At 70.0% G+C, this 23,970-nt stretch carries 23 protein-coding genes and 1 tRNA gene; 14 read left to right on the top strand and 10 right to left on the bottom strand.

Annotated elements, in window-relative coordinates; all coding sequences use genetic code 11:
- Nucleotides 1–271 precede the first annotated feature (271 nt).
- The gene (locus AMYNI_RS0139850; RefSeq protein ID WP_020673727.1) at nucleotides 272–1,258 is read left to right on the top strand and encodes a chitinase; all 987 of its coding nucleotides are present in this window, start codon (nucleotides 272–274) and stop codon (nucleotides 1,256–1,258) included.
- A gap of 52 nt (nucleotides 1,259–1,310) precedes the next feature.
- Here the strand turns inward: AMYNI_RS0139850 and AMYNI_RS0139845 are convergent, their stop codons facing one another.
- Nucleotides 1,311–1,631 carry a hypothetical protein gene (locus AMYNI_RS0139845; RefSeq protein ID WP_020673726.1) on the bottom strand — a complete coding sequence of 107 codons (321 nt, stop codon included), beginning with the start codon at nucleotides 1,629–1,631 and terminating at the stop codon, nucleotides 1,311–1,313.
- A gap of 232 nt (nucleotides 1,632–1,863) precedes the next feature.
- Here AMYNI_RS0139845 and AMYNI_RS47850 point away from each other — a divergent pair, with 232 nt between their 5' ends.
- Both AMYNI_RS47850 and AMYNI_RS0139835 read left to right on the top strand, forming a co-directional pair.
- Nucleotides 1,864–3,018: an NHL repeat-containing protein gene (locus AMYNI_RS47850; RefSeq protein WP_020673725.1), complete on the top strand. Its 1,155-nt coding sequence runs from the start codon at nucleotides 1,864–1,866 to the stop codon at nucleotides 3,016–3,018.
- Entirely contained in the window at nucleotides 3,015–4,442 is a 1,428-nt protein-coding gene (locus tag AMYNI_RS0139835; protein ID WP_020673724.1) for an alkaline phosphatase family protein, read from the top strand. Before AMYNI_RS47850 ends, AMYNI_RS0139835 begins: the two co-directional genes overlap by 4 nt.
- A gap of 42 nt (nucleotides 4,443–4,484) precedes the next feature.
- On the opposite strand, the gene AMYNI_RS0139830 is transcribed toward AMYNI_RS0139835, so the two are convergent.
- Both AMYNI_RS0139830 and AMYNI_RS0139825 read right to left on the bottom strand, forming a co-directional pair.
- A complete protein-coding gene (locus AMYNI_RS0139830) occupies nucleotides 4,485–5,858 on the bottom strand; it encodes a serine/threonine-protein kinase (RefSeq protein ID WP_026361520.1) in 1,374 nt (457 codons plus the stop codon).
- A 221-nt stretch (nucleotides 5,859–6,079) separates the two neighbouring features.
- The gene (locus AMYNI_RS0139825; RefSeq protein ID WP_020673722.1) at nucleotides 6,080–7,507 is read right to left on the bottom strand and encodes an MFS transporter; all 1,428 of its coding nucleotides are present in this window, start codon (nucleotides 7,505–7,507) and stop codon (nucleotides 6,080–6,082) included.
- Between the two features lie 94 nt (nucleotides 7,508–7,601).
- Here AMYNI_RS0139825 and AMYNI_RS0139820 point away from each other — a divergent pair, with 94 nt between their 5' ends.
- Entirely contained in the window at nucleotides 7,602–8,273 is a 672-nt protein-coding gene (locus tag AMYNI_RS0139820; protein WP_026361519.1) for a TetR/AcrR family transcriptional regulator, read from the top strand.
- Between the two features lie 67 nt (nucleotides 8,274–8,340).
- Here AMYNI_RS0139820 and AMYNI_RS0139815 read toward each other — a convergent pair whose 3' ends face one another.
- The 4 genes from AMYNI_RS0139815 to AMYNI_RS0139800 form a co-directional block, all read right to left on the bottom strand.
- Nucleotides 8,341–8,847 carry a hypothetical protein gene (locus AMYNI_RS0139815; RefSeq protein WP_020673720.1) on the bottom strand — a complete coding sequence of 169 codons (507 nt, stop codon included), beginning with the start codon at nucleotides 8,845–8,847 and terminating at the stop codon, nucleotides 8,341–8,343.
- Nucleotides 8,844–9,305, bottom strand: coding sequence for a PASTA domain-containing protein (locus AMYNI_RS47630; protein ID WP_020673719.1), 462 nt, complete (start codon nucleotides 9,303–9,305; stop codon nucleotides 8,844–8,846). The genes AMYNI_RS0139815 and AMYNI_RS47630 overlap by 4 nt, the downstream gene beginning before the upstream one ends.
- A gap of 113 nt (nucleotides 9,306–9,418) precedes the next feature.
- Entirely contained in the window at nucleotides 9,419–10,339 is a 921-nt protein-coding gene (locus AMYNI_RS0139805; RefSeq protein WP_020673718.1) for a GlxA family transcriptional regulator, read from the bottom strand.
- A gap of 12 nt (nucleotides 10,340–10,351) precedes the next feature.
- Nucleotides 10,352–10,951 (bottom strand): cysteine hydrolase family protein, encoded by a 600-nt coding sequence (locus tag AMYNI_RS0139800; RefSeq protein WP_026361518.1) that lies wholly within the window; start codon nucleotides 10,949–10,951, stop codon nucleotides 10,352–10,354.
- 431 nt (nucleotides 10,952–11,382) lie between these two features.
- Between AMYNI_RS0139800 and AMYNI_RS0139795 the strand changes: the two genes are divergently transcribed.
- From AMYNI_RS0139795 to AMYNI_RS0139775, 5 genes are all read left to right on the top strand, one after another.
- Nucleotides 11,383–12,363: an ABC transporter substrate-binding protein gene (locus tag AMYNI_RS0139795; protein ID WP_020673716.1), complete on the top strand. Its 981-nt coding sequence runs from the start codon at nucleotides 11,383–11,385 to the stop codon at nucleotides 12,361–12,363.
- Nucleotides 12,350–13,276: an amino acid ABC transporter permease gene (locus AMYNI_RS0139790; protein ID WP_020673715.1), complete on the top strand. Its 927-nt coding sequence runs from the start codon at nucleotides 12,350–12,352 to the stop codon at nucleotides 13,274–13,276. Before AMYNI_RS0139795 ends, AMYNI_RS0139790 begins: the two co-directional genes overlap by 14 nt.
- A complete protein-coding gene (locus AMYNI_RS0139785; RefSeq protein WP_020673714.1) occupies nucleotides 13,266–14,042 on the top strand; it encodes an amino acid ABC transporter ATP-binding protein in 777 nt (258 codons plus the stop codon). The genes AMYNI_RS0139790 and AMYNI_RS0139785 overlap by 11 nt, the downstream gene beginning before the upstream one ends.
- On the top strand, nucleotides 14,042–15,790 hold the full coding sequence (locus AMYNI_RS0139780) for an aminotransferase class V-fold PLP-dependent enzyme (protein ID WP_020673713.1): 1,749 nt from the start codon (nucleotides 14,042–14,044) through the stop codon (nucleotides 15,788–15,790). Before AMYNI_RS0139785 ends, AMYNI_RS0139780 begins: the two co-directional genes overlap by 1 nt.
- Before the next feature lie 104 nt (nucleotides 15,791–15,894).
- Complete coding sequence (locus AMYNI_RS0139775; protein ID WP_026361517.1) at nucleotides 15,895–16,725, top strand: NAD(P)H-binding protein; 831 nt, start codon at nucleotides 15,895–15,897, stop codon at nucleotides 16,723–16,725.
- Between the two features lie 8 nt (nucleotides 16,726–16,733).
- On the opposite strand, the gene AMYNI_RS0139770 is transcribed toward AMYNI_RS0139775, so the two are convergent.
- Together AMYNI_RS0139770 and AMYNI_RS0139765 are read right to left on the bottom strand one after the other, a co-directional pair.
- On the bottom strand, nucleotides 16,734–17,639 hold the full coding sequence (locus AMYNI_RS0139770; RefSeq protein WP_020673711.1) for a pyridoxamine 5'-phosphate oxidase family protein: 906 nt from the start codon (nucleotides 17,637–17,639) through the stop codon (nucleotides 16,734–16,736).
- Between the two features lie 92 nt (nucleotides 17,640–17,731).
- On the bottom strand, nucleotides 17,732–18,382 hold the full coding sequence (locus tag AMYNI_RS0139765; protein ID WP_020673710.1) for a DUF899 domain-containing protein: 651 nt from the start codon (nucleotides 18,380–18,382) through the stop codon (nucleotides 17,732–17,734).
- Between the two features lie 202 nt (nucleotides 18,383–18,584).
- On the opposite strand from AMYNI_RS0139765, the gene AMYNI_RS0139760 reads away from it, so the two are divergent.
- Together AMYNI_RS0139760 and AMYNI_RS0139755 are read left to right on the top strand one after the other, a co-directional pair.
- The gene (locus AMYNI_RS0139760) at nucleotides 18,585–20,408 is read left to right on the top strand and encodes a feruloyl-CoA synthase (protein ID WP_063713904.1); all 1,824 of its coding nucleotides are present in this window, start codon (nucleotides 18,585–18,587) and stop codon (nucleotides 20,406–20,408) included.
- Nucleotides 20,409–20,505: 97 nt separating this feature from the next.
- Nucleotides 20,506–21,183 (top strand): haloacid dehalogenase type II, encoded by a 678-nt coding sequence (locus AMYNI_RS0139755; RefSeq protein ID WP_020673708.1) that lies wholly within the window; start codon nucleotides 20,506–20,508, stop codon nucleotides 21,181–21,183.
- Between the two features lie 18 nt (nucleotides 21,184–21,201).
- Here AMYNI_RS0139755 and AMYNI_RS0139750 read toward each other — a convergent pair whose 3' ends face one another.
- On the bottom strand, nucleotides 21,202–21,537 hold the full coding sequence (locus tag AMYNI_RS0139750) for a tRNA-binding protein (protein ID WP_020673707.1): 336 nt from the start codon (nucleotides 21,535–21,537) through the stop codon (nucleotides 21,202–21,204).
- A 64-nt stretch (nucleotides 21,538–21,601) separates the two neighbouring features.
- On the opposite strand from AMYNI_RS0139750, the gene AMYNI_RS0139745 reads away from it, so the two are divergent.
- From AMYNI_RS0139745 to AMYNI_RS46535, 3 genes are all read left to right on the top strand, one after another.
- The gene (locus tag AMYNI_RS0139745; RefSeq protein ID WP_245574105.1) at nucleotides 21,602–22,231 is read left to right on the top strand and encodes a GntR family transcriptional regulator; all 630 of its coding nucleotides are present in this window, start codon (nucleotides 21,602–21,604) and stop codon (nucleotides 22,229–22,231) included.
- Between the two features lie 97 nt (nucleotides 22,232–22,328).
- Nucleotides 22,329–22,402: transfer RNA gene (locus AMYNI_RS0139740), tRNA-Pro, on the top strand.
- A 78-nt stretch (nucleotides 22,403–22,480) separates the two neighbouring features.
- Nucleotides 22,481–23,254, top strand: coding sequence for a hypothetical protein (locus AMYNI_RS46535; RefSeq protein WP_157357682.1), 774 nt, complete (start codon nucleotides 22,481–22,483; stop codon nucleotides 23,252–23,254).
- The last annotated feature ends 716 nt before the right edge of the window (nucleotides 23,255–23,970 follow it).

Genomic DNA, 23,970 nt, shown 5'->3' with positions numbered 1-23,970 from the left:
CGCCGGCCGGTTCGCCTGCGCCGGGTTTCTCGCCGATGCGGTCCTCGCCCCCTCAGTGCTCATGCGGGACACCCGCACCCGATCGATGGGGGCATGCGCAAGAAAGCCTCGCATGCCCCCAGCTCAGTGATCATGCTTGCCGCGCCATCCTAAGGCGAACGGCATTCGCGCCCCGGCGCGGACTCCCTACGTTAGTTCGTAGCCGGGCGGCGGCACGGGCGTCATCATGGTCGGTAGAGGTCTAGACCACTCCGTCGAGGAGGTACGCGCGATGCCGGTTGCGAAACGCGGGTTCCGGGCGCTGGCCGCCGTCGCCGCGCTGGTCGTGTGCACCTCCGCCCCGGCCGTGGCAGAGCCGGTCGGGCTGGCCGCCGTGGCCGACCTGCCGTTGGCGCCCTATGTGGATATGGGCTCCTGGCCGACGCCGAGCCTGTCCGAGATGTCCGCGGCCAGCGGGATCACCAGCTACACCCTCGGGTTCGTGATCGCGGCAGGCTGCCGGGCGAGCTGGTTCGCCGCCTACGACCCTAGGGATGGCTGGCAGCTGGACGAAATCGGCAAGATCCGCGCGGCGGGCGGGGACGTGAAGATCTCCTTCGGCGGCGCCTCCGGGGTGGAGCTCGCCCAAGCCTGCGCGACCCCGGACAGCACCTTCGCCGAGTACGACGCGGTGGTGAAGAAGTATCAGCTGAAGTACGCCGACTTCGACATCGAAGGCGCCGCGGTGGCGGACCCCGCGTCGGTGCAGCGGCGTTCGGCCGCGCTGGCGAAGCTGCAGCAGGCGAACCCCGGGCTGAAGATCTCGCTCACGCTGCCGGTGCTGCCCACCGGCCTCACCGCGGACGGGCTGAACGTGGTGCGCTCGGCCAAGACCGCCGGGGTGGTGCTGGACAAGGTCAACGTGATGGCGATGGACTACTACCAGGGACCCGCGGATCAGGGTGCGAAGGCCATCCAGGCCGGCCGCAGTACGCAGGCCCAGCTGAAGACCGTCTATCCGGACGTGGCGGACGCCGAGCTGTGGCGGATGGTCGGGGTCACCCCGATGCTCGGCCAGAACGACTCGCGCGACGAGATCTTCACCCAGTCCGATGCGCAGGAGCTAGTTGCCTTCGCCGGCCAGCAGCGGCTCGGCATGCTGTCGTTCTGGGAGATGACCCGGGACCGCAACGCCTGCCAGGGCCCGCTGTACAAGTGCACGAACGTGCCGCAGCAGCCCTACGAGTTCGCCAAGATCTTCGCGGCGTACCGCGGCTAGAGCCACTCGCCTCGCGGCTGCTCAACCGGCGGTCGCGAGGCGAGCCAGCCGCTCAGGCCTGGCCGGTCTCGATCCGGCCGATCTTGCCGCCGGTGACCTCGAACCGCCAGGCGGTGCGCATCGAGCCCCAGGTGTCGTTGCGGTAGTCGGCGACCAGCGACCGGCCGCCGTCGGTGGCCGAGACGACCTCCAGCTGCCCGTTCGAGGAGAAGATCTCGCGGTCCACCCACTGGCCGAGGTCGCGGTCCGAGCCGTCGTCGGACAGCGTGGCTTCCGGCGTCAGCGCCGCGAAGAAGGCTTCCCGGTCGCCGTTGTTGAGTGCGGTGATCAGCGCACGTACCGCGGGATCGGTCACCGCGTCGCTTCCGGACATGGGATTCCTTTCGGTTGTGGCTACCGATGCAGCATTCCCGCTGTTCGGCGTGCTGGCTACCGCTCGGGCGAGTGAAGGAACGCCCACCATCCGGCCCCTTGACGCCGAACCGCGGATGCTTGATATTGCGTGGAACGCGGTTTCCTAGAGCAGTTACGTGCAGCACTCTCCGGACATCCGGTGGTAGACGCGCGTTCGCCCGGAGTTCCCGTTCCCATGAAAGGGTCACGCGGTGAGCAGACCTGACGGTGCAGACGGCACGCTCGGCGCCGACTCGAGTTCGCTCGAACAGGGCGCGCGGATCACCTTCAGCTACTCGGTGCCGCAGCCGAAGGTGAACGCCAAGAACTGGATCGGCCTGTTCCCGCGCGGGCAGGAGCCGGTGGACGGCCGGAAGGTCGGCCAGTACGCCGCCTGGGAGTACGCTCCGGCGGCGTCGGGCGAGGTCGGTTTCGGTACCGGCCAGGTCAAGCCCGGTGAGTACGTGGCCTGCTACCTCTACGACGACGGCTACGCGTCTCTGGCCGAGCCGGTCCGGTTCACCGTCCGGGCCGTCCCGCCGATGCCGCCGCCCGGGTACGCCGGGGAGTTCGGCCGCACCGGGCGGGCGCCGGGCCGGCTCGATCGTCCGGCCGGGCTGGCCGTGGACGGCCGTGGCCTGCTCTGGGTGGCCGACTCCGGGAACAACCGGGTCCAGCAGTTCACCCCGGACGGCCGTCTCCGGTGGGTGCTCGACGCCGGGTCGCTGAACGAGCCGCAGGCGGTCGCCGTGGACGGCGGGGGCAACGTGTTCGTCGCGGACACCGGGCACAACCGGATCGTGGAATTTGCCTGGTGGGGCGGTTTCCTGCGGGAGTTCGGGGTGGGCGAACTGGACAACCCGCGCGGGGTGGCGGTGGCCGGCGGTCAGCTGCTCGCCACCGACACCGGGCACGAGCGGGTGCTCAGGTTCGACCTGCGCACCGGCAAGCCGGCTGGCGAGATCACGGCGAAGATGAGCGGGCCGCAGGGCATCGCGGTGGCCGACGACGGCGGCGTCTGGGTGGTGCAGAACGGCATCCGGGACAGCGGGCGCAACGGGATCGTGCGCTACTCGCCGGCGGGGGAGCCGACCACCACGGTCGGCTACGGCCAGTACAGCCGGTTCGGCGGGCTGTCCAACCCGGCGCAGGTCGCACTGGACCCGGCCGGGCGGTTGTACGTCACGGTGCCGGACTACGGCTGGGTCGCGCAGTTCCGCACCGGCGGCCCGTTCCTGAACGAGTTCGGTACCGAGGGCAGGGGACTGCTGCGGTTCCCGATCGGGGTCGCGCTGGACGCCAGGGGCCGGGTGTTCGTCGCGGACACCGGAAACGACCGGATCGTCCAGTTCGGAGTGAAACGATGAACGAGCACGCGATCACCCGCCGCCGGGTGCTTGGCACCGCGGGCGCCGCCGCGCTGGGTTCGGTGCTGTTGCCGTCGAACCTGCGCAAGGCGCTGGCCGAGACCCCGGCGCGGCCGGCGGCCCGGCTGGAGGACATCGAGCACGTGGTGATCCTGATGCAGGAGAACCGCAGCTTCGACCACTACTTCGGCACCATGGCCGGGGTGCGCGGGTTCTCCGACCCGAACGTGCTGCGGCTGCCGGACGGACGGCCCGCCTTCTACCAGCCGGACGCCGCGCACGCGGACGGTTACGTGCTGCCGTTCCGCTACGACACCGCGGTCACCAGCGCGCAGGAGACGCCGGGGCTGCCGCACGACTGGGACGACCAGCACTCCGCGTGGAACTCCGGCGCGATGGACAACTGGATCAAGGCCAAGGGCGCGAAGAGCATGGGTTACTACACCCGTGACGACATCCCGTTCCATTTCGCGCTGGCCGAGGCGTTCACCGTCTGCGACGGCTACCACTGCTCGGTGATCGGGCCGACCAACCCGAACCGGCTGTACATGTGGAGCGGGTGGATCGACCCGCACGGCACGGCTGGCGGCCCGGCGTACTACAACTACATGTCCTCGGCCAAGCCGGTGCTGTCCTGGAAGACCTACCCGGAGCGGCTGACCGAGGCCGGCGTCAGCTGGCGGATCTACCAGGAGGAGGACAACTACGACGACAACTCGCTGGCCTGGTTCCGCCAGTTCGCCGAGGCGCCGCGTAGTTCGCCCCTGTACCGCAACGCGATGGTGCGGAAGTCGGCCGGCTGGTTCGAGCACGACGCGAAGAACGACCGGCTGCCGGCGGTGAGCTGGCTGGTGGCGCCCTCGGCGCAGACCGAGCATCCGCTCTGGATGCCCGCCGCCGGCGCCCAGTACATCGCGTCCAAAATAGACGCGATCGCGGCCAACCCGGACGTGTGGAAGAAAACGGCGTTCATCCTCACCTACGACGAGAACGACGGCTATTTCGACCACGTGCTCCCGCCGACCCCGTCGCCGGGCACCCCGGACGAGTTCGTGGACGGCAAGCCGATCGGGCTGGGTTTCCGGGTGCCCACGGTGATCGTGTCGCCGTGGACCGCCGGCGGTTACGTCTGCTCGGAGACCTTCGACCATTCCTCGCTGGTCCGGTTCCTGGAGCGGCGGTTCGGGGTGCGGGAGCCGCACCTCAGCGACTGGCGGCGGCGCACGGTCGGCGATCTCACCTCGGCCTTCCGCTTCACCCGGCCACCCGCGCCGTTCCCCGCGGGCAACGAGCGGCTGCGCTACCCGGCCACCGTCGCGAAACTGCTGGCCGCGCAGGCGCAGGTGCGGGACAACCCGGCGCCCGAGGTGCCGTCCGGGAACCAGAGCATGCCGGTCCAGGAGCCGTCCAGGCCGCCCGGTTAGGCGTATAACGACCTATACGGCACGGCTCTGGCGAATCCGGGGTCAGCTGCTCTGACTGTCGATCATCCACTGGCCGTTGCTCTGGACCAGGGTGTAGACGTGGTGCTCACGGGACTTGGTCTGGCCGTTTTCGATGAAGGTGATGGTGGCGGACACCGTGTTCTGACCGCTGACCGCGACTCCTGAGACCTCGGCCCGCATGCTGCGCCAGAATCCCTCGTACTTTGCGAAGGTCTGCGCGCGGGACTGCTTGAACCGGTCGGTCAGCCGGGCGTAGCCGGCCTGCAGGTTGCCGGGAATGAGCGCGTAGTAGTCCTGGATCGCCTGCTCCAGCGGTACGGCGGCGGGGCTGGTCGACGGCGGGCTGCTCGGCGGGCTCGGTGTGTTCGACGTGGACTGCTCGGCCGGCGGCGGCGCCGGGTTCGGCGGCGAGGTGGACGGCTGCTGGGTGGTCGGCGGGGCGGCCGTGTTGCCCGGATTTTCGCCGTCCCTGGTGAGCAGCACGGTCAGCACGGTGGCGGCGATCAGTACCACCGCGGCGAGCGCGGCGATCAGCACCCGCCGCCGGGAGCCACCGCCACCGGCGGCGGTGCCCCGCTCCAAGGCCGGATCGTTCAGCAACTCGAAGGCTTCGGCGGTGGTCGGCCGTTCTTCGGGGTCGTTGGCCAGCAAGCGGGTCAGGATCGGGGTGAGCGCGCCGGCCTGCTGCGGCGGCACGGTCTCTCCGCGTGCCACCCGGTAAAGCAGCGCGATCGCGTTTTCGCTGTGCCCGAACGGCGGCGTGCCCTCGACCGCGGTGTACAGCGTCGCGCCGAGGGAGAACACGTCCGAAGCCGCGTTGGCGTCACTGCCCCTGGCCACCTCGGGCGAGAAGAAGCCCGGTGTGCCGGCGACCTCGCCGGTGGCGGTGACGGTCACGTCGCCGGCGGCGCGGGAGATGCCGAAATCGGTGATCTTGACCGTGCCGTCCTCGCCGAGCAGTACGTTGCCCGGCTTCACGTCCCGGTGCACGATCCCGGCCTGGTGCGCGGCGAGCAGCGCGGAGGCGAGCTGACGGCCGATCTTCACGACGTCGGCGACCGGCAGTGGACCGCTTTCGTAGAGCACTTCGGCCAGACTCTTCGACGGCAGGTACTCCATGATCAGCCACGGCCGGTCCGACTCCTCGACCACGTCGAACACGGTGATTGCGTGCGGATGCTGCAACCTGGCGGCGATCCGCGCCTCGCGCATCGCCCGCTGCTTCGCCTCGCCCGTCTTGACCTCGTCAAAACCGTTGTGCAGCAACAGTTCCTTAACCGCGATCACGCGGTCGAGCGATTCGTCCCGGCCGCGCCAGACCACGCCCATCGCGCCGCCGCCCACCTTCTCGACCAAGCGGTAACGGCCGGCGACCAACCGGCTTTCCTCCGTCAACTGCTGCTCCCCGCCGTGCTTCCCCGGATGTCTCTGCCCCGATGTCCCGCCGGGTCCGGATGTTACTGCGAACGGACTTCCGGGCACCGGGGCGCCACGCGCCGATGCGGCCGTGTGGACCAGCCTGATGCGGCCGTTCGGCGGGCGTGCCACGCGCGCCGGAACGGTTGATCCGAACGAAGACTACCGGGCGGGGAAGCGATGGAGGACGGGCAGGCCGCTTAGCCGGAGGCCGCCGTGACGGCCGCCCGCTGCCGCCCGTCCCGCCGGCCGTTCGCCGGTACCAGTGCCCAGGCCACCAGCGCACCCGCGACGATCAGCGCGCCGCCGACGTAGAGCGCGACCGAGTAACCGGCGCTGAGGGCGTCGTCTGCGGTCGCGGACGACCGGGTGGTCACCCCGGCCGCGATGGTGGTCAGCGCCGCCAGCCCGATGGATCCGCCAAGCTGCCGGGAGCTGTTGATGATCCCGGACGCCATCCCGGCGTCCGCGGCGGGCACGCCACCGGTGGCCGCCGCGCCCATGGCCACGAAACCGGCACCGATCCCGACGCTGGCCACCAGCGACGGCCCGAGCAGATCGGCCACGAAGGAGCCACCGGGCCCGGCCGCGCCGAACCAGGCGATGCCGGCACCGCCGAGCAGCCCGCCGGCGAGCAGCGTCCCGCGGGCGCCGAGCGACGGCATCATCCTGGTGGCCAGCTGCATACCGGCGACCGCGCCCGCGCAGAACGGCAGGAACGCCAGGCCCGCCATGGCGGGGGAGTAGTGCAGGACCTGCTGCATGTGCAGCGACACGAAGTAGAACCCGGCCAGCTGGCCCGCGGTGATCAGGAAACCGAACAGGTTCGCCCCGGCCAGCGCGCGATGCCGGAACAGCCGCAGGTCGAGCAGCGGGTCGGTGATTTTCCGTTCCACCACGACGAAAGCGGCCAGCAGCACCAGGGCGATGGCCAGGGTGCCGATGGTCATCGGCGAGGTCCACGGGTACTCGTCGGTGCGGGCGACGCCCAGGATGAGCAGTGCCATTCCGGCGGTGACCAGTGCGGCGCCGAGGAAGTCGAGTTTGGGCGCGCTTTCCGGGCGGCTCTCCCGGACCCCGGTGGCCGCGGCGGCCAGCGCCAGTGCGGCGATCGGCAGGTTGATCCACAGCACCCAACGCCAGTCGAGGGACTGGGTGAGCACCCCGCCCGCCAGTACCCCGACCGCGCCGCCGACGACGGTCGAGATGGCCCACAGGCCGAGCGCGCGCGAACGTGCCTTGCCCGCTTCGAAGGTGACGGAGACCAGTGCGAGCGCGGCCGGTGAGAGCACCGCGGCGCCGAGGCCCTGCACGGCCCGCACCGCGATCAGCTGCCCCGGAGCGGTCGCGAAGCCACCCAGGAGGCTGGCCAGCGCGAACACGGCCAGCCCGCCGAACAGCACCCGCCGCCTGCCGAGCACGTCACCGAGCCTGCCGCCGAGCAGCATGAACCCGCCGTACACCAGCGCGTAGGCGTTGACCACCCACTGCAGCGCGGTCTGGTCGAAGCCGAGATCGGACTGGATGGCCGGTAGCGCGACGTTCACCACCGACAGGTCCAACGAAGCCATGAACTGCACGATCACCACACAGGCCAGCACCGCGGCCGGCCGGTTCAGCTGGGACATATGTTCCCCCGTGAATAGTTTCTATACGCGTATACAAACCTAGCACCGGGCGGGCCGGAGGGGAAAGTGCCGTCCCGGTTGGCAGAATGCGGGGATGCCAGCACCGTCGAGTCCCGCCGCGAAACCCGGGCGCCCCGCCAGGCTCGCCCGCGCCGAGATCGTGGCGCTGGCCAGGCGGATCCTGCGGGAAGAGGGCGTGCACGCGCTGTCCATGCGCCGGCTGGCCAAGGACCTCGGCGCCACCCCGATGGCGCTCTATCACCACGTCCGCGACAAGAACGAGCTGCTGTTCGCGGTGCTGGAGGAGGAGACCGCCGGCCTCCGGCGGCCGGAGCTGCCGGCCGACCCGGCGGCGCGGCTGGTCGAGGTGGCCTGCATCCTGCGCGGCGTGCTTGGCGACATGCCCTGGGTGGTCGACGTGCTCACCCGCGGGGACGCGTTCGGCATGAACGCGCTGTGGATGTCCGACGAGACACTGGCCGCCGCGATCAGCGCCGGAATGTCCGATGTGGACGCCGTCGCGGCGTACCGCTCGATCTGGCGGTTCACCATCGGTGACCTGGCCTGCGCCACCGACGACCCGGTGCAGGCCGGGCGCACCTCGATGCGGGAGGTGCTCTCCGAACGGCTCACCGGGGAGGCAGGGCAGCGGTTCCCCACCCTGGCGCGGCTGTCCGGGCAGTGGCCCGAGTCCTCCGCGAGCTACGACTTCCGCGCCGGGGTGAGCGCGCTGGTGGACGGCCTGCTGCGCCGCTACACCTCGTGAGTGGAAAGTGTTGCTCGGGCAACGCTTTCCACTCACGACCGCCAGGGCCTCAATGGGTCCCTCGGCCTCAGAGGTCGTCGAGCAGCTCGCTGAGGAAGGCACGCAACCGGCGGCCGTGCGCGGGGGAGGGATCGGGGCCGAGCGGCAGCACGAAGGTCTTGCTGTCGTAGGTGAGCCGGATCTTGCCGTCGGGTGGCCAGCCGTCGCCGTCGTCCGCCGACCAGCCGAGGTCCAGGTTGCCGTCGCTCTCCGAGGAACCGCGCGGAATCCTGATCTCGCGCAGGGTGTGCCGTCCCCAGCACTGCGCGTCCGCCGACGAGCTGTCCCGGCGGCGCGGGCCGAACTGCCAGACCGCCCTGATCGCCCTGGTGCTGGTGAACACCATCGCGTGGCCGAGCAGGACGGCGCCCTCGTCGCCGCGGAAGACGCCGTCGACGAACCGGACCTCGTCCTCGCCGACCAGCAGCGCCAGCCGGTGCAGCACGTCGTCCGGTACCGCGGTCAGGCCGGTTTCCGCGAGCCGCTCCCGCAGTTGGTTCAGCAGGCCGGTGTGCGTGCTGACGGCCGGGCTCATGTGCCCGCCTTCCGCAGACGCAGCGTGACCGTGGTGTCCACGGCGACGGTGGTGCCGTCTTCGGCCGACTGCGAAGCTACCACCCAGCCTGCCGGTGGCTCGAGTTCCCGGCCGGTCGTGTCCTCGGTGCGCAGCGACTGGAAACCCGCTGCCAGCAAGGCGTCCTTTGCGGCCTGCTGGTCCATCCCGAGCACGTTCGGCATGGCTACCCTGGCGGCCGTGATCACCCCGACGGCCGCCGCCGAAGTGTCCGACGTGCCCAAAGTGGACAGCATCGTCCTTGGCGGGGTGGCCAGCGTCGGCCACACCGGAGACGCGGTCTCCGGGCGGTCATCGCCGGCGTTCACCAGCCCGAGCACGAGCAGCACCGCGGCGGCGATGCCGACCGGCCACGGCCAGGTTCTCCGCGGGGGCGCCTGCTCCCCGGAGTCGGGCGGCAGCGGAAACTGGTCGATCATCGATGGATGCCCCTCGAGCTGATAATGCGTCCTATGGCATACAACTCGTGGAATCGGGCTTGATCGTTACCGGCCAATCGGGTTAAGCACGGTCACCTAGGGTCAGAAACCGGTCAGGCGACCGCCGCACCGGGACGGGCCCGCAGCCGCCGGAGCATCCTGGCGTCTTCGAACCCGACCGCACGGGCCGCCGTCTCCACGGCGGTGCCCTGGCCGATCAGGTGCTCGGCGCGTTCCAGCCGGAGCAACTGCTGGTACCGCAGCGGGGTCAGGCCGGTGGCCTGGGCGAACAACCGGGTCAGGGTCCGTTCGCTGCACTCCGCGGCGCGGGACAGCTCGGTCAGCGGCAGCCGTTCGGCGAACCGGGCGTCGATCACGTCCTGGATCCGGTGCACCGCGTCGGACAGGTGCGAGCGGTGCCGCAGCATCGCGCTGGACTGCCGCTCGTCCCCGTTCCGCCGGGCGTAGACGACCATCGACCTGGCGATCCTGGCCGCGATGCCCGGCCCGTGCCGGGTGGCGACCAGATGCAGCGCGAGATCGATCCCGCTGGCGATCCCGGCCGAGGTCACCACCCGGTCGTCGACCACGTACAGCACGTCCCGCACCACCGTCGCCTTCGGATAGCGGTGGGCAAGTTCGTCCTGGAGCTCGTGATGCGTGGTGCACCGGCGGCCGTCGAGCAGTCCGGCCCGGCCCAGTGCGTCGGCGCCCGCGCACACACTGGCCACCATGCCGCCGGCCAGGTGGTGCGCGCGGAGCCGGGCGGCGGTGGCCTCGGTGAGCGGGCCGGTGCCGCCCAGCACGGGGGCGCGCCAGCCGGGCACCACGATCAGGTCCGCGGGGTCCAGCTCCGGCCACACGGTCTCCGCGCGGACCCCGAGCCCCTGTGCGGTCGGCACCTCTTCCTGTTCCGCGACATGCGTCAGCGTGTAGCCGTAGCCGAGGTCCCCGGCGGTGGAGAACACCTGGGCGGGCCCGGCGAGGTCAAGCAGATGCAGCCCCGGGATCAGCAGGAAGACGATGCGGCTCACGATCTGGTCAGCTTACCCGGCGACCGCCGCGGCCCCGGTCAGCTCCGCGACGGTGCGGATGGTGGCGAACCGGCCGGCCAGCGCGTACTCGGTCCGGCTGATGATCTCCGCCACGCCGAGCGTCCGCGGGTCCGCCAGCACCTCGGCCGGGGTCCGGTCCTCCGGCGCGTCCCGGTGCGGGATCGGCTCGGTCGCGGTCGCGTCGGTGACGAAGGTGACCGCGTAGCCGAGATCGGACGCGATCCGGGCGGTGGTCTCGCAGCACTGCTCGGTGCGGATGCCGCAGATGGTTACCTCGCCGATCCCGTGGCTGGTCAGGATCTGCTGAAGGTTCGTTGTGGTGAAGGCATTGTGCGCGGTCTTGCTGAGTACCGGCTCGCCATCGGCGGCGCTGAGCCCGTCGATCAGCCGGACGTGGCCGGAGTCGGGATCGAACACGGTGCCGCTGCCCGGCACCGTGTGCAGTACCCAGATCACCAGGTCGCCGCCCGCTCGTGCGGCGGTCACCAGCTTGCCGACCTGCTCGGCGATCCCGGGGTTGGACACCAGCTGCCAGCTCGGCCGCTGCCGGAAGGATTCTTGGACGTCGATGACGAGAAGTGCTTTGTTCACCCGGTCAGTCTGCTCGGGCATTGGTGCCGCGGTAAGGCATCATCCGGCCTCGATGCGGACCGATCCGGTCAGCGAGCCGGAACGAGGACCACCCCCGGGGCGCGATCGGGAATGGCGCCACGGGGGTGGAGTAATGGGCCGGCACGGTGGGTCGCCTCTCGGCGAGTGGCGCTATCACGGCTCCGGCCTGACCGGTATTCCGTGACGGCTGGGGGTGAGGCCCGGGGGACACGCACCGTGCCGGCATCAGGTGTAACCGACCGGAGGGTCGAGGTGTTCCCGCAGTTCGGAAGGCCGCGACGTGACCTCGGTCGCAGCGAGTAGTCGCCGAGCTGAATTTCAACAGCACGTTGACGACTTCAACAAGCAGTTGTAGCGTCTGCGCTCATCAACCCAGCCCCGCACTGCGTCCCTGGTCGTGGAGGTCCCCGATGCCCGATGCCCCGCCCTTCTTCCGTGGCCGATCCCGGGCCCGCACCTGGCAGGCCGCCGTGCTCGGCGGTGTACTGGCGCTCGCCACCGCGGCTTGCGGCGGTGGCGAGGACGGTGCCGGCGGCACGAGCGAACCGACCGGCGGTGCGAGCGCCATCCCGGACACCACCGCGCTGCTCGCCGGGGTGCAGAAGGACGCGCAGCTCGCCGCCGCGCTGCCGCCGAAGGTCGCGCAGGCAGGCACCCTGCAGCTGGCCTCCAACCTGCAGTCCGCGCCGAACAACTTCTACGCCGCCGACGGCAAGACGCCGATCGGCTACGAGGTAGACCTGGCGAAGGCCATCGCGGCGAAGCTCGGGGTGCGGGTCGCCCACCAGGACATGGCCTTCGGCTCGCTGATCACCAGCCTGCAGTCCGGCCGGGTCGATCTGACCATGGCCGCGATGAACGACACCGCCGAACGCCAGCAGCAGATCGACTTCGTGGACTACTTCCAGTCCGGCATCACGATCATGGTGCGCAAGGGCAACCCGGACGGGATCACCGGCCCGGACACCCTGTGCGGCAAGGCGGTGGCCGTGGTGCAGGGCACCAGTCACCAGAAGTTCGCCACCGAGCAGTCCGCGAAGTGCGGCCAGTCCGGCCAGCCCCCGATCACTGTCACCGCGACCGACAGCGACACCCAGAACCAGAACCAGCTGCGCACCGGCCGGGTCGCGGCCATCCTGAACGACCTGCCCAGCGCGGTCTACATCTCGCGCACCGCCGGTGAGGGCAAGTTCTTCGAGGTGGTGCCCGGCCAGCCGATCAACGGCGGGCCCTACGGCATCGGCGTGCACAAGACGGGCAAGGAGCTGACCGAGTCCGTGCGGGCCGCGCTGCAGGCACTGATCGCGGACGGCACCTACGGCAAGATCCTCGAGGCCTGGGGTGTGCAGCAGGGTGCGGTCGCGCAGGTGAACGTCAATGGCGGAAGCTGAACCCGCCGGGGCGGAGCTGCCCATCGTCCGGCTGCGGCACTGGGGGCGGTGGGTCAGCGCCGTGGTCATCCTGGTGCTGCTCGGACTGCTCGGGGTGGCGCTGGCACAGGCGCAGATCGACTACGAGTCGGTGCCGGAGTTCCTCTGGTACCGGGTGATGGCCGTCGGCCTGCTGAACACCGTGCTGCTGGCGGTGGTCGCGCAGGCGTCGGCGATCGTGATCGGGGTCGTGGTCGCGCTGATGCGACGCTCGGCGAACCCGGTGGCCAGGTGGTTCGCCGCGGGCTACATCTGGCTGTTCCGCGGGCTGCCGGTGCTGTTGCAGATCCTGATCTGGTACAACCTCGCGCTGGTCTTCGAGTTCATCTCGATCCCGCTGCCGTTCACCGACGGCTATCTGGTGCACGAGCCGACCAACGTGCTGATCAGTGCTTTCGTCGCAGCCCTGCTCGGGCTGGCGCTGAACGAAAGCGCCTACATGGCGGAGATCGTGCGGGCCGGGCTGAACAGTGTGGACGGTGGCCAGGCCGAGGCGGCGAAGTCGATCGGGATGACCCCGGCGACCACGCTGCGCCGGGTGGTGCTGCCGCAGGCGATGCGGGTGATCATCCCGCCGACCGGCAACGACTTCATCAACATGCTCAAGGGCACCTCGATGGCCTCGGTCATCGGCGTCACCGAGCTGATCCACGCGGCGAACAACATCTCGTCGCACAACCTGCTGGTGATGGAAACCCTGCTGGCGGCCGCGATCTGGTACATGGTCGTGGTCACCGTGGCCGGGGTCGGCCAGCACTACCTGGAACGCGCGTTCGGTGCGGCGGACCGGGCCGGCCTGGCGGCAGGCCCCTGGTCGCGGGCCGCCAGGGCGTTGCGGACCGCACCCTTGGTGAGGAGTCGGGATGGCCTCTGACCCGGAGGAACCGCTGCTGCGGGCGGTCGGGGTGCGCAAGCGCTTCGGCGGCACCGAGGTGCTGCGCGGCATCGACCTGTCAGTCCACAAAGGACAGGTAGTTTGCCTGCTCGGGCCGTCCGGCGCCGGGAAGAGCACTTTTCTGCGCTGTATCAACCATCTGGAGACCATCGACAGCGGCCAGGTCTGGGTGGACGGCGAGCCGATCGGCTTCCGGCTCCGGCACGGCAAGCTGTACGAGCTGCGAGAGCGCGAAGTGGCGAGGCAGCGCCGGGACATCGGCATGGTGTTCCAGCGGTTCAACCTGTTCGCCCACCGCAGCGTGCTGGAGAACGTGGTGGAGGGGCCGACCAGGGTGCGCGGCGTGCCCGCGGCCGAGGCCAGGAAGAGCGCGCTGGAACTGCTGGACCGGGTCGGCCTGGCGCACCGCGCGGACGACTATCCCGGCCAGCTCTCCGGCGGGCAGCAGCAGCGGGTGGCGATCGCCAGGTCGCTGGCGATGAAACCGAAGCTGATGCTGTTCGACGAGCCCACCTCGGCACTGGACCCGGAACTGGTGGGTGAGGTGCTGGAGGTGATGGGCAAGCTGGCCACGGAGGGGATGACAATGGTGGTCGTGACGCACGAGATGGGTTTCGCCAGGGAGGCCGCGGACCAGGTGGTGTTCATGGCCGAGGGGGCGGTGGTGGAGACCGGTCCGCCGGAGCAGGTGCTCGGCTCGCCGCGGCACGAGCGCACCCGCCAGTTCCTGGCCAGGGTCCTGTAGTGGGGCGGATCCCGGCGCGTTACCTGCTCCAGTTCGACGAGCCCGCCGGATACCTGGACTTCGCACGGTTCGGCCCGCCGTCGCACGCGGTGCTGGACACCACGGCCGCGCTGCTGGAGCACGCCACCAAGGCCGGGCCGTCCACAGTGGACGAGTTGATGCGGCAGGAGGTGCGGGCGAAGGCGGCCGCGGCGCGGTTGTGCGGCAGCGACACCGACCACACCGTACTGCTGCCCAACACCAGCCTCGGGCTGTTCCAGGCCGCCTTCAACGCTCCCGGCGGCGAGGCGCTGGTTTCGGCCGCGGAGTTCCCGGCCAACACCTACCCGTGGGCGAGGGCGGAACAAGCCGGGCGGCTGCGGACGCGCCGGATGCGTCCGCCACGCGGGTACGTCACCGCGGAAGCCGTCGCGGCCGAACTGACCGCGCAGACCTCGCTCGTCTCGGTGAGCGCGGTGGACTTCCGCACCGGGTACCGGGCCGATCTGGCGGCCATCCGGGAGGTGATCGGCGACCGGCTGCTGGTGGTGGACGGGATCCAGGGGTTCGGCGTGGTCGACGCGCCGTGGGAGGTGGCCGACGTACTGGTGGTCGGCGGGCAGAAATGGCTGCGTGCCGGCTGGGGGACGGGTTTCGCCGTGCTGTCGGACCGCGCGCTGGAGCGGATGAACCCGGTCATCTCCGGCTGGACAGGGGCCCGCGATCCCGGGCTGTTCGACGACGAGATCCATCCTGGTGCGGACACCGCGGCCGGCTGGTCGATCAGCAACCTCAGCCCGATCACCTCCGGCGCGTTCGCCGCCGCGCTGGAACTGGTGGAGGAGGCCGGTGTGCCGTCGATCGAGGCGCGGATCGCCGAGCGGGTCGGTGAGCTGGAAGAGGCGCTGCGGTCGGCAGGCGCGGAGATCGTGTCCGCGACCGAGAGGCGGGCGGGCATCCTGGCGTTCACCGCGGCGGACGTGCCGGCCGAGCAGATCGGCGCGGCGCTGGCCGCGGAGGGGATCGCGGCCACCGTGCGGCCGGAGCACGTCCGGCTCTCGCCGCACGCGTCCACCTCGGCCTCAGTGGCCGAGCAGGTGCGTGCCGTGCTGGCCGGGCTGACCAGGCCGTCGTCGAACGGCGGAGGTACGGCCGTGCCGGCCGGGGCCGTGGCGGAGACCTCGCACAGCGTGCTCACCGCGCTGGTTCCGGCGGTGTCCGGGCTGGCCACCATGCTCGGCCCCGGCAACGAGGTGGTGCTGCACGACCTGTCCCGGCTGCCGGACTCGATCATCGCCGTGGCCGGCGATCTGACCAGCCGCACCCCGGGCGGCCCGATGACGGACCTGCTGCTCGGCCTGGTCCGCCGGGGCACCACCCAGGACCTGACCGACTACGAGACGCACGGCCCGGACGGCAGGCCGATCCGCTCGTCCACCCTGTTCCTGCGGGACGAGCAGGGGGTGGCGGTGGGCTGCCTGTGCGTGAACAGCGAGCGCGGGGTGACGGCGTCCCCGCTGCCCGCCGGTGGGCAGCGCGAGACCTTCCCGCCGGACGTGGACAGCCTGCAGCGGTTCCTCATCGAGCGGGCGGTCGGCAAGGCCGGTATCCCGGTGGAGCTGATGAAGAAACCGCACAAGGCGGCCGTGGTGCGCGAGCTGGACGAGGCCGGTTTCTTCCTGATCAAGGACGCGGTGGACCACCTCGCGACCGAGCTCGACGTGACCCGCTACACGATCTACAACTACCTGAACGAGACCCGCAAATAGCCCGTCAAGACACCCTCTCGCACGGAAAACGCGTGGCCGCGCCAATGTCCGTCGGGTTAGCGTCTAGTTCGCTCACTAGTGCGAATACCTGAGGCGAGGACGTCTTGACGAAGTATGTGCTGACCGGGGCTACCGGAAACCTGGGCCGGATCGCGGCCGAGGATCTGCTGGCGAGGGTGCCGGTTTCGCAGCTCTCGGTGGTGGCCCGCGACCCCGCGAAGGCGCGGGGTCTGGCGGAGCGCGGGGTCGACGTGCGCTGGGGCGACTACGGGCGTCCGGAGTCGCTGGTACCGGCGTTCACCGGGGCGGAGGTGCTGCTGTTCGTCTCGGGGTCGGACCTGAACCCCGGCGTCCGCCCGGTGCAGCACCGGGCCGTGGTGGACGCCGCGGTGGCGGCCGGGGTCCGGCGGATCGTCTACACCAGCGCGATCCACGCTTCGGCGAGTGACGGGCTGGCCGCCGACCACCACTACACCGAGGCCGCCATCCGGGCGTCCGGGCTGGATTACACCTTTCTGCGCAACAGTTTCTACACCGACTTCTTCGCCGGTCTCGGCCTGCGGCAGGCCCGCGGCGGTGAGATCACCGCCGCGGCGGGCGAGCACGCGCTGAACACCGCGACCATCCGGGACTTCGCGCTCGCGGCCAGCGCGGCGATGACCGAGGACAGCACAGCTACCGCGCAAAACCGGGTCTACGAGCTGCGGGGTCCACTGTGGACATACCCGGAGCTGGCCGCGGCGCTGACCGCGGCCACCGGGAAGACCGTGCGCTACCGCGAGGTCAGCGATCGGGAGCTGGGACCGCTCGGCACCCTGTTCCCGATGGTGCGCGCGGACGCGCTGGCCACCCCGGCGCCCGATCTGGAGTCCCTGCTCGGCCGGCCGGCCACCACCATCGGCGCTGCGGTCGCCCGGCTGGCCGCCGCGCGCTGAGCACCGGGTCAGCCCTTGGTGAACCCGGCCAGCGCCGCCCAGTCGATCTCGGGCGCGCCGAGGTTGCGGCGGGCCAGGTAGCGCAGCGAGTTCTCCCTGGCCACCACCTGCCAGTCGACCAGCGGGCCGTCGACCGTCCCTTCGCCGGGCACGCGTTCCGGCACGAACGTGCTGCCGGTGGTGGTGCCCGCCACCAGCAGCACGCTCATCCGGTCGGCCTGTCCGCCGTGCCGGTGCCACAGCAGGTTGGTCGGCCCGGTCAGCTTGGGTCCCGGTGCGGTGGGCCGCACATCGAGCTCGCCGCCGCGCTCGGTGTGCGTGACCTCCGCGCGCACGGCGAAGGGCATGCCGTCCTCGTCGCGGCCGGCGAAGGTCGCGGTGGGGTAGCGGACCAGTGCGTCCGCGACCCGCTCGTGCAGGTCGACCCCGGGCCCGGGAGCAGGTGGCTCGGTGGCGCCGCCGGCCGGCGTGCGGGGGAGCAGGGTGATCCGCTCCGGGGTGAGGTAGAGCGGCAGCCGCCAGTAGTACCAGTCCATCCCGTCCTGGTTCTCCGCGGTGTACTCGGCGGGGTCGCGCGGGTTCTTGGCGAACACGCCGCGCCAGAACTCCGGGATGTCCTCCGGCAGCGCGACCACGTCCGGCGCGGTCGCCCGTCCCTGCACCAAAACCGCGGGCCCGTCGCCGAGGCCGCTGCCGGCGAAGTCCGAGTAGAGCAGCGCGGCCCGGCCGTCACGCCGGATGTTGAACGCCTTCTGCGGGAAGGCGGCCGGGGTGGTGAGCATGATGTGGTTGTGCTCGGGCATCCAGAGCGCCGACATGGGCCGGGTGTTCACTCCGCCGTCCCTGGTCGCGGTGACGAACTCCGGGATCTTGAACCGGGTCAGCACCCGGTCGACCTGTTCGTCGATCTGCATGATCTGCGCTGCCTCCTCGCCACGTCCCGGGCGGGACGCACGGCCCCATCCTCGGACCTCAACCGAACTTGAGGTCAAGGGGACAGTGGTGTTCAGCTCGCGTATTCGTCGTGCAGCCGCCACCAGCTGCCGGGTGTGCTGTCGCCGTGGCCGGACTCCTCCCATGCCTCCTGCCGGCCCAGCGGTGTGAGGTCGATGTAGTGCAGGTTGGTGTCCACCAGCTCGGCGCCCCGGCCGGAGGTGAAATAGCTGCGGAAGATCCGCTCGCCGTCACGGATGAAGACGGAGATGCCGAAGCCGTCGCCGACTCCGCAGTCGTCAGTGAAGTCGTTGCCATACGCGGAATACCAGGGCACCGTCCAGCCCATCCGCTGCCGGTACGCCTCGCTCTCGGCCAGCGGCGCCGGCGCGGTCACCACCAGCGTGGTGTCGCGGGCGTGCACGTGTGCCGGGTGGCCCATGTTGTCGACCACCATCGAACAGCCGGGGCAACGGTGCGTGGAACCCGGTTGCATCATGAAGTGGTAGACGATCAGCTGGCGGCGTCCGTCGAACAGGTCGAGCAGGGTCGCTTTGCCGTCGGCGCCCTCGAAGACGTACTCCTTGTCGAAGGCGACCATCGGCAGCCTGCGGCGTTCCGCGGCGATCGCGTCGCCGGCCCGCATCTGCGCTTTCTCCTTGACCAGCAGCTCGTCCCGGGCCGCCTGCCATTCCTCCTGCGACACGACGCGTGGAAGATCCATCTCTGCCTCCTGTAGTGAACCAGCTAGTTAATTAACCGATGTGTTGAATATAGCCGCCACGGCCGTGCTGTCAACAGCCGTCTTCGCACCTGACGGACTGCGGTGCACGAAACCCGTTGCGCCGGGCGAAACATTGACCGCCCGGCGGCTGGATGCGAGAAAGAGTGGACCGGCAACCCCGGAGGGACGCCCAGTGGTCGCGATGCCGCCCATCCCCGCCGAGCTGTTCGCGCCTCCGCGGGTCGAGCTGCGCCGGCGCGGTGACGGCACCCTGCTGCTCGGCTCGCGCGATGAGCTGGGGCCGCATCCGGTGAGCGTGGCCGCGATGCTGCGCGAACGGGCCGCCGCCGATCCTGGGCATCCACTGGTCGCGCAGCGCGGGCCGGACGGGCAATGGATGCGGTACGGCTACGGCGAGTCGGTCGCCACCGCGGACGCGATCGGGCAGGCGCTGCTCGACCGCGGTCTCGGCCCCGACCGGCCGCTGCTGGTGCTCTCCGGCAACTCGGTCGAGCACCTGCTGATCACGCTGGGCGCACTGACCGTCGGGGTGCCGGTGATCCCGGTCAGCGTGGCCTACTCACTGCTCACCGAGCACACCCGCGTCACCGAGATCGCCGCGCTCGTCCGGCCCGGTGCGGTGTTCGCGGACGACGGCGCCCGCTTCGGTGCGGTGCTGCGCGCGTTGCGGGACGTGCCGGCGATCGTGTCGGTGAACGCCGAGCCAGCGCTGCATGCCACGTTGTTCGGCGACCTGGCGTCCACCGCGGTGCGCGCCGACGTGGAGCGGGCGTTTCAGCGGATCACCCCGGATTCGGTGGCGAAGATCCTGTTCACCTCGGGCTCCACCGGAAGTCCCAAGGGGGTACTCAACACCCATCGCATGCTGTGCTCCAACCAGCGCTCGATCCGCCAGGCATGGCCGTTCCTCGCCGAACGGCGGCCGGTGGTGGCCGACTGGCTGCCGTGGAGCCACACCTTCGGCGGCAACCACAACGTGAACCTGGTGCTGGCCAACGGCGGCACCCTGTACATCGACGGCGGGCGCCCCACTCCGGACGGGATCGCGCTGACGATCGCGAACGTCGCGGACGTTCGGCCGACGGTGTACTTCAGCGTCCCGGCCGGCTGGGCGCGACTGGTGCCCGAGTTGGAACGCGACCAGGAGTTCGCCGAGCGCTTCTTCTCGCGGCTGGACCTGATGGTGAACGCGGCCGCCGCGCTGCCGGCCGAGCTGCGGCGCCGGCTGGACGCACTGGCCTGGCGAACGACCGGACGGCGGATTCCGGTCACCGGCGCCTGGGGCGCCACCGAAACGGCGCCCGCGGTCACCATGGCGCACTACGAGTTCACCGACGCCCGCTGCATCGGCGTGCCCCTGCCCGGCGCCGAGGTCAAGCTCGTGCCCGACGAGGACGCCTACGAGATCCGGGTGCGCGGGCCGATGGTCACCCCCGGCTACCTGCGCGCGCCGGAACTCACCGCGGCGGCCTTCGACGAAGAGGGCTTCTACCGCAGCGGTGACGCGGTGGACCTGGCCGATCCGGCCGATCCCGCCGCCGGGCTGCTCTTCCGCAGCCGGATCTCGGAGGACTTCAAGCTGACCACCGGCACGTTCGTCCGGGTGGCTGCACTGCGCACCGCGTTGTTGTCCGGGGCACCGGTGCTCTCCGACGCGGTCATCGTGGGGGAGCACCGGTGCCGGGTCTGCGCGCTGGCGTGGCTCGACCGCACCGAGACCGAGGCGCTGTTCGGTGCCGATCCGCTGACGCCCGGCGAGGTCGTCGAGCACGAGGAGCTCGCGGTCTATCTGGGGGCCAGGCTGCGCGAGCTCAACCGCGGCGCCGGGTCCGCCGGCCGGATCGAACGGCTGATCCTGCTCGGACGGCCGCCCGAACTGAATGCCGGGGAGATCACCGACAAGGGCTACGTGAACCAGCGCCGGGTGCTGGCCCGCCGGGCCGCCCAAGTCGAGCAGCTCTACCTCGACGTCCTCCCACCCCACGTCATCCTCCCCGCTCGCTAACCGGCCGCTGACCTGCGGAAACTCGACAGCTCTTGTCTTTGGTATAACCGTATAGCAGACTATCGGTCATACATTGATGCCGACGAGAGGAAGAGGAATGAGCGAGGTTCACTGGGCCACGTTCGACTGTTTCGGCACGCTGGTCGACTGGCGGCACGGCATCGCCACCGGGGCGGAACTGCTGTTTCCCGGCCGAGGTGCCGAACTCCTGGAGATCTACAACCGACACGAGCCGCAGGTGCAGCGCGAGTTCCCCGCCATGCGCTACCGGCACGTGATGGCCGAAGCCCTGCGCCGCACCGCCGAAGAGGCCGGGCTCGAACTACTCGAAGACGACGCTTCCGTGCTGGCGGCCGGCATTCCCTACTGGCCGATCTTTCCGGACACCCGCGCGGCGCTGGCGGAACTGCGCGAGGCAGGCTGGCGGCTGGCGCTGCTGACCAACTGCGACCGCGACTTCATCGGTGAGTCCCAACGTCGCCTCGGGGTACCGATCGACGCGATCGTCACGGCCGAGGACGTCGGCACCTACAAGCCGCACCACAACCACTTCACCCGGTTCGAAGAATCGTTCGGGGTGACCCGTGACCGCTGGGTGCACGTGGCGCAGAGCTATTTCCACGACATGGTGCCGGCCCGTGAGCTTGGCATCTCCCGGATCTGGATCAACCGTTTGCACGAGTCCGACGACCCGTCCATTGCGGACGCCGTACTGCCAGGTCTGCACGGACTGGCTGAAACCGTGGCGCAGGTACATCTTGGCCGCCGCGGTTAAGTCTGATGTGGACGGTCCTCAGCAGACCTCGTCGCCGGGTTCGCCGCCGTCCGGGGCCAGCAGATGGATCGCGTTGTCGGCCGCCTTCGCGCCGAGCAAAAGGAACTCGCTGCGAAACCCGGCGATTCGTTTCGCGCCGAGGTTGACCGCGCCGATCACGAGCCGGCCGAGCAGTTCGTCCTTGCGGTAGTTGGTGACCTGCGCGCTGGTCTGCTTGGTGCCCAGCGGCCCGAAGTCGACGGTCACCTTCCAGGCGGGGTCGCGGGCTTCCGGGAACTCGAGCACCTCGGTCACCCGGCCCACCCGCAGGTCCACTGAAAAGAAGGCGTCGGCGGTCGTCTGAGGCTTGTCCATGGCGAGCGAGGGTATACGGTATGACAGTCTGACTCAATCGATAAACGGAGGAGTCGTTGTGGGCGTGGCCTTGCAGACGACGAGCACCAGGGACGCGCTGGTGGCCGAGGTGCGCAAGCAGATCCTCAGCGGCGAGCTGACGCCGGGGGAGCCGCTCACCGAGAACGGCCTCGCCGCCACCTTCGGGGTGGCCAGGCCCACCGTTCGCTCGGCGCTGCAGGTGTTGGTCGGCCGGCACCTGGTGCGGCAGTCCGGCGGGCGGTCGCTGATCGTGCCGGTGCTGACCGAGGATGACGTGCGCGACCTGTTCTTCGTGCGGACACCGCTGGAGCTGGAAGCCGTCCGCCGGATCGTCGAGGACGGGATCTCGCCCACCACCGCGGAACGGGCGCTGGTCACGTTGGAGTCCCTGCCCGGTGATGCGAGCTGGGCCGACCGCGTGGACGCGCACACCACCTTCCACGTGGCGCTGGTCGACTCGGTGGGCAGCACCCGGCTCAGCCGGATCTACCCGGCCCTGCAGGAGGAGATGCAACTCTGCCTCGCCCAGCTGCGCGCCTCCTATCCCGGCTCGCAGGACCTGGCGGAGGAACACCGCGAGCTGCTGAGCGCGATCCGGTCCGGTGACTTGGACCGTGCGACCACCACCATGCGCACCCATCTCGAGCGGGCCGTGCAGGGTCTGCTCAGCTGACCGTCAGCCGGTCGCTGACACGCTGTAGTGGCCCCCCTCAAACCGCTCTCAGCGGGCACGCTAAGGTACTTCTCATCGCCTTCCCCGGAAGGCGGGCCGGGCTGTGGCGCAGTTTGGTAGCGCACTTGACTGGGGGTCAAGGGGTCGCAGGTTCAAATCCTGTCAGCCCGACCGGCACGAACGAGCCGCTTGACATGGGTGAAAGCCCAGGTCAAGCGGCTCTTGTTCGTTATGGTGATGATCTTGCCCATGATCTACACCGCGCGGAGCTGGGGACCACGTGGGGACCGAGGCGCCGCCAGGTGGGCGCTGAGCAAGGCCCCAGCCTCGTGGACAGCCAGCCGGTCCGGGACGGTCGGCACGATCGTGCTCGGCGCCGGCGGCGCGATCGCGCTGCTGCTGGCCGCCCGCCGCCAGCAGACCGCCGAACAAGACCTGGCACACCAACGCCGCGTGCAGGAACACGCCGAGCAGATCGCCACCGGAACCCAGGCACACCAGCTGCGGGTCGCCTTGAACACCGAGGCCGATGCCACTGAGCGGCGGATCACCGAGCTGTACGCCGCCGCCGTCGAACGACTCGGCTCGGACAAGGCACCGGTCCGCCTCGGCGGGCTGTACGCGCTGGAACGTCTTGCCCAGAACACCGAAACCCAGCGGCAGACCATCGTCAACGTGCTGTGCGCCTACCTGCGAATGCCCTACGACCCAACACCGCCAGCACCCCGCGACCCAGTCGATGCCGTCCCCGTTGAGCCACGGCCGCACCCGGAAGACATCCGCGAATACGTTCAAGAACGACAGGTGAGGCAGACCGCGCAACGCATCCTCGCTGCCCACCTCCATCCCGGACCAGACCCGGACCACCCGGCCGACACGTTCTGGCACAACATCGATCTCGACCTCATCGGCGCGACCCTCATCGACTTCGCCTTCAATGGGTGCCACATTCACGCTGGGCACTTCAACGCGGCAACCTTCGCCGGACACTCCCGGCAAGCCATGGCCCGACGCGGAAGGTGAGTGGCGGGAACTGGTCCGGGAAACCATCGCTCCCATGCCCCGGGAGGCTTGAGCGAGGCGGCCAGTACAGATGCGGCAGCCGCCGAACAGTCCTGATGGTGGGTAAAAGGCCAGTTCAAGTGGCACTTGTTCGTTGTGGCGACGATCTTGTTCATGATCTGCTCGGCTGGAGCTGGGGACCACGTCGGGGCAGCAGCTGCTTCTGCACCGGCATCCGTGATCGTTTTCAGTACGTTTGTACTCCTGTTGTCAGGCGGACTCCTGGGGTCGGATTGTGATCGGCGATTTCGTTCCGGGCTGCTTGCGCCATCATCGGCGCTGAACCGCCGTTGCATTCGTCGTCCTCGACCGGTTTGGGGATGAAGTGGTGGGCGGCGACTTCGCCGGGTTTTCTTGCCGTCGGCCGCGATCGGCCGGGCGTGCGGGTCCCGGGCGGCGTAGGTCTGGTGGGATCGCCACAGCCAGGAGTGCGGTCCAGACCAGCTGACCAGCAGAGCTCCGGTCCGGTCGATACCTACGAAAGTATGGGTCGGCCGTGAATGGCCGCGGCCCGAATCAGTCACTTTTCGTTGATCCATTCGGCCGCGGATTATGGCCCGCGCGCACAATTCTTTCGCATGCCTTGCATGACAGAAAGCAGTATCCCGCTGTCCTGAGGACGCACGACCCACGACGGTGGGATTGGCCGCGACCGATGATCCTAGGAGTGTTGTGAC

The sequence above is a fragment of the Amycolatopsis nigrescens CSC17Ta-90 genome (genome assembly GCF_000384315.1).
GTDB classification, from domain to species: domain Bacteria; phylum Actinomycetota; class Actinomycetes; order Mycobacteriales; family Pseudonocardiaceae; genus Amycolatopsis; species Amycolatopsis nigrescens.
The sequence above is the reverse complement of the archived record's forward strand: the minus strand, read 5'-3'. Positions and strand labels throughout refer to the sequence as shown.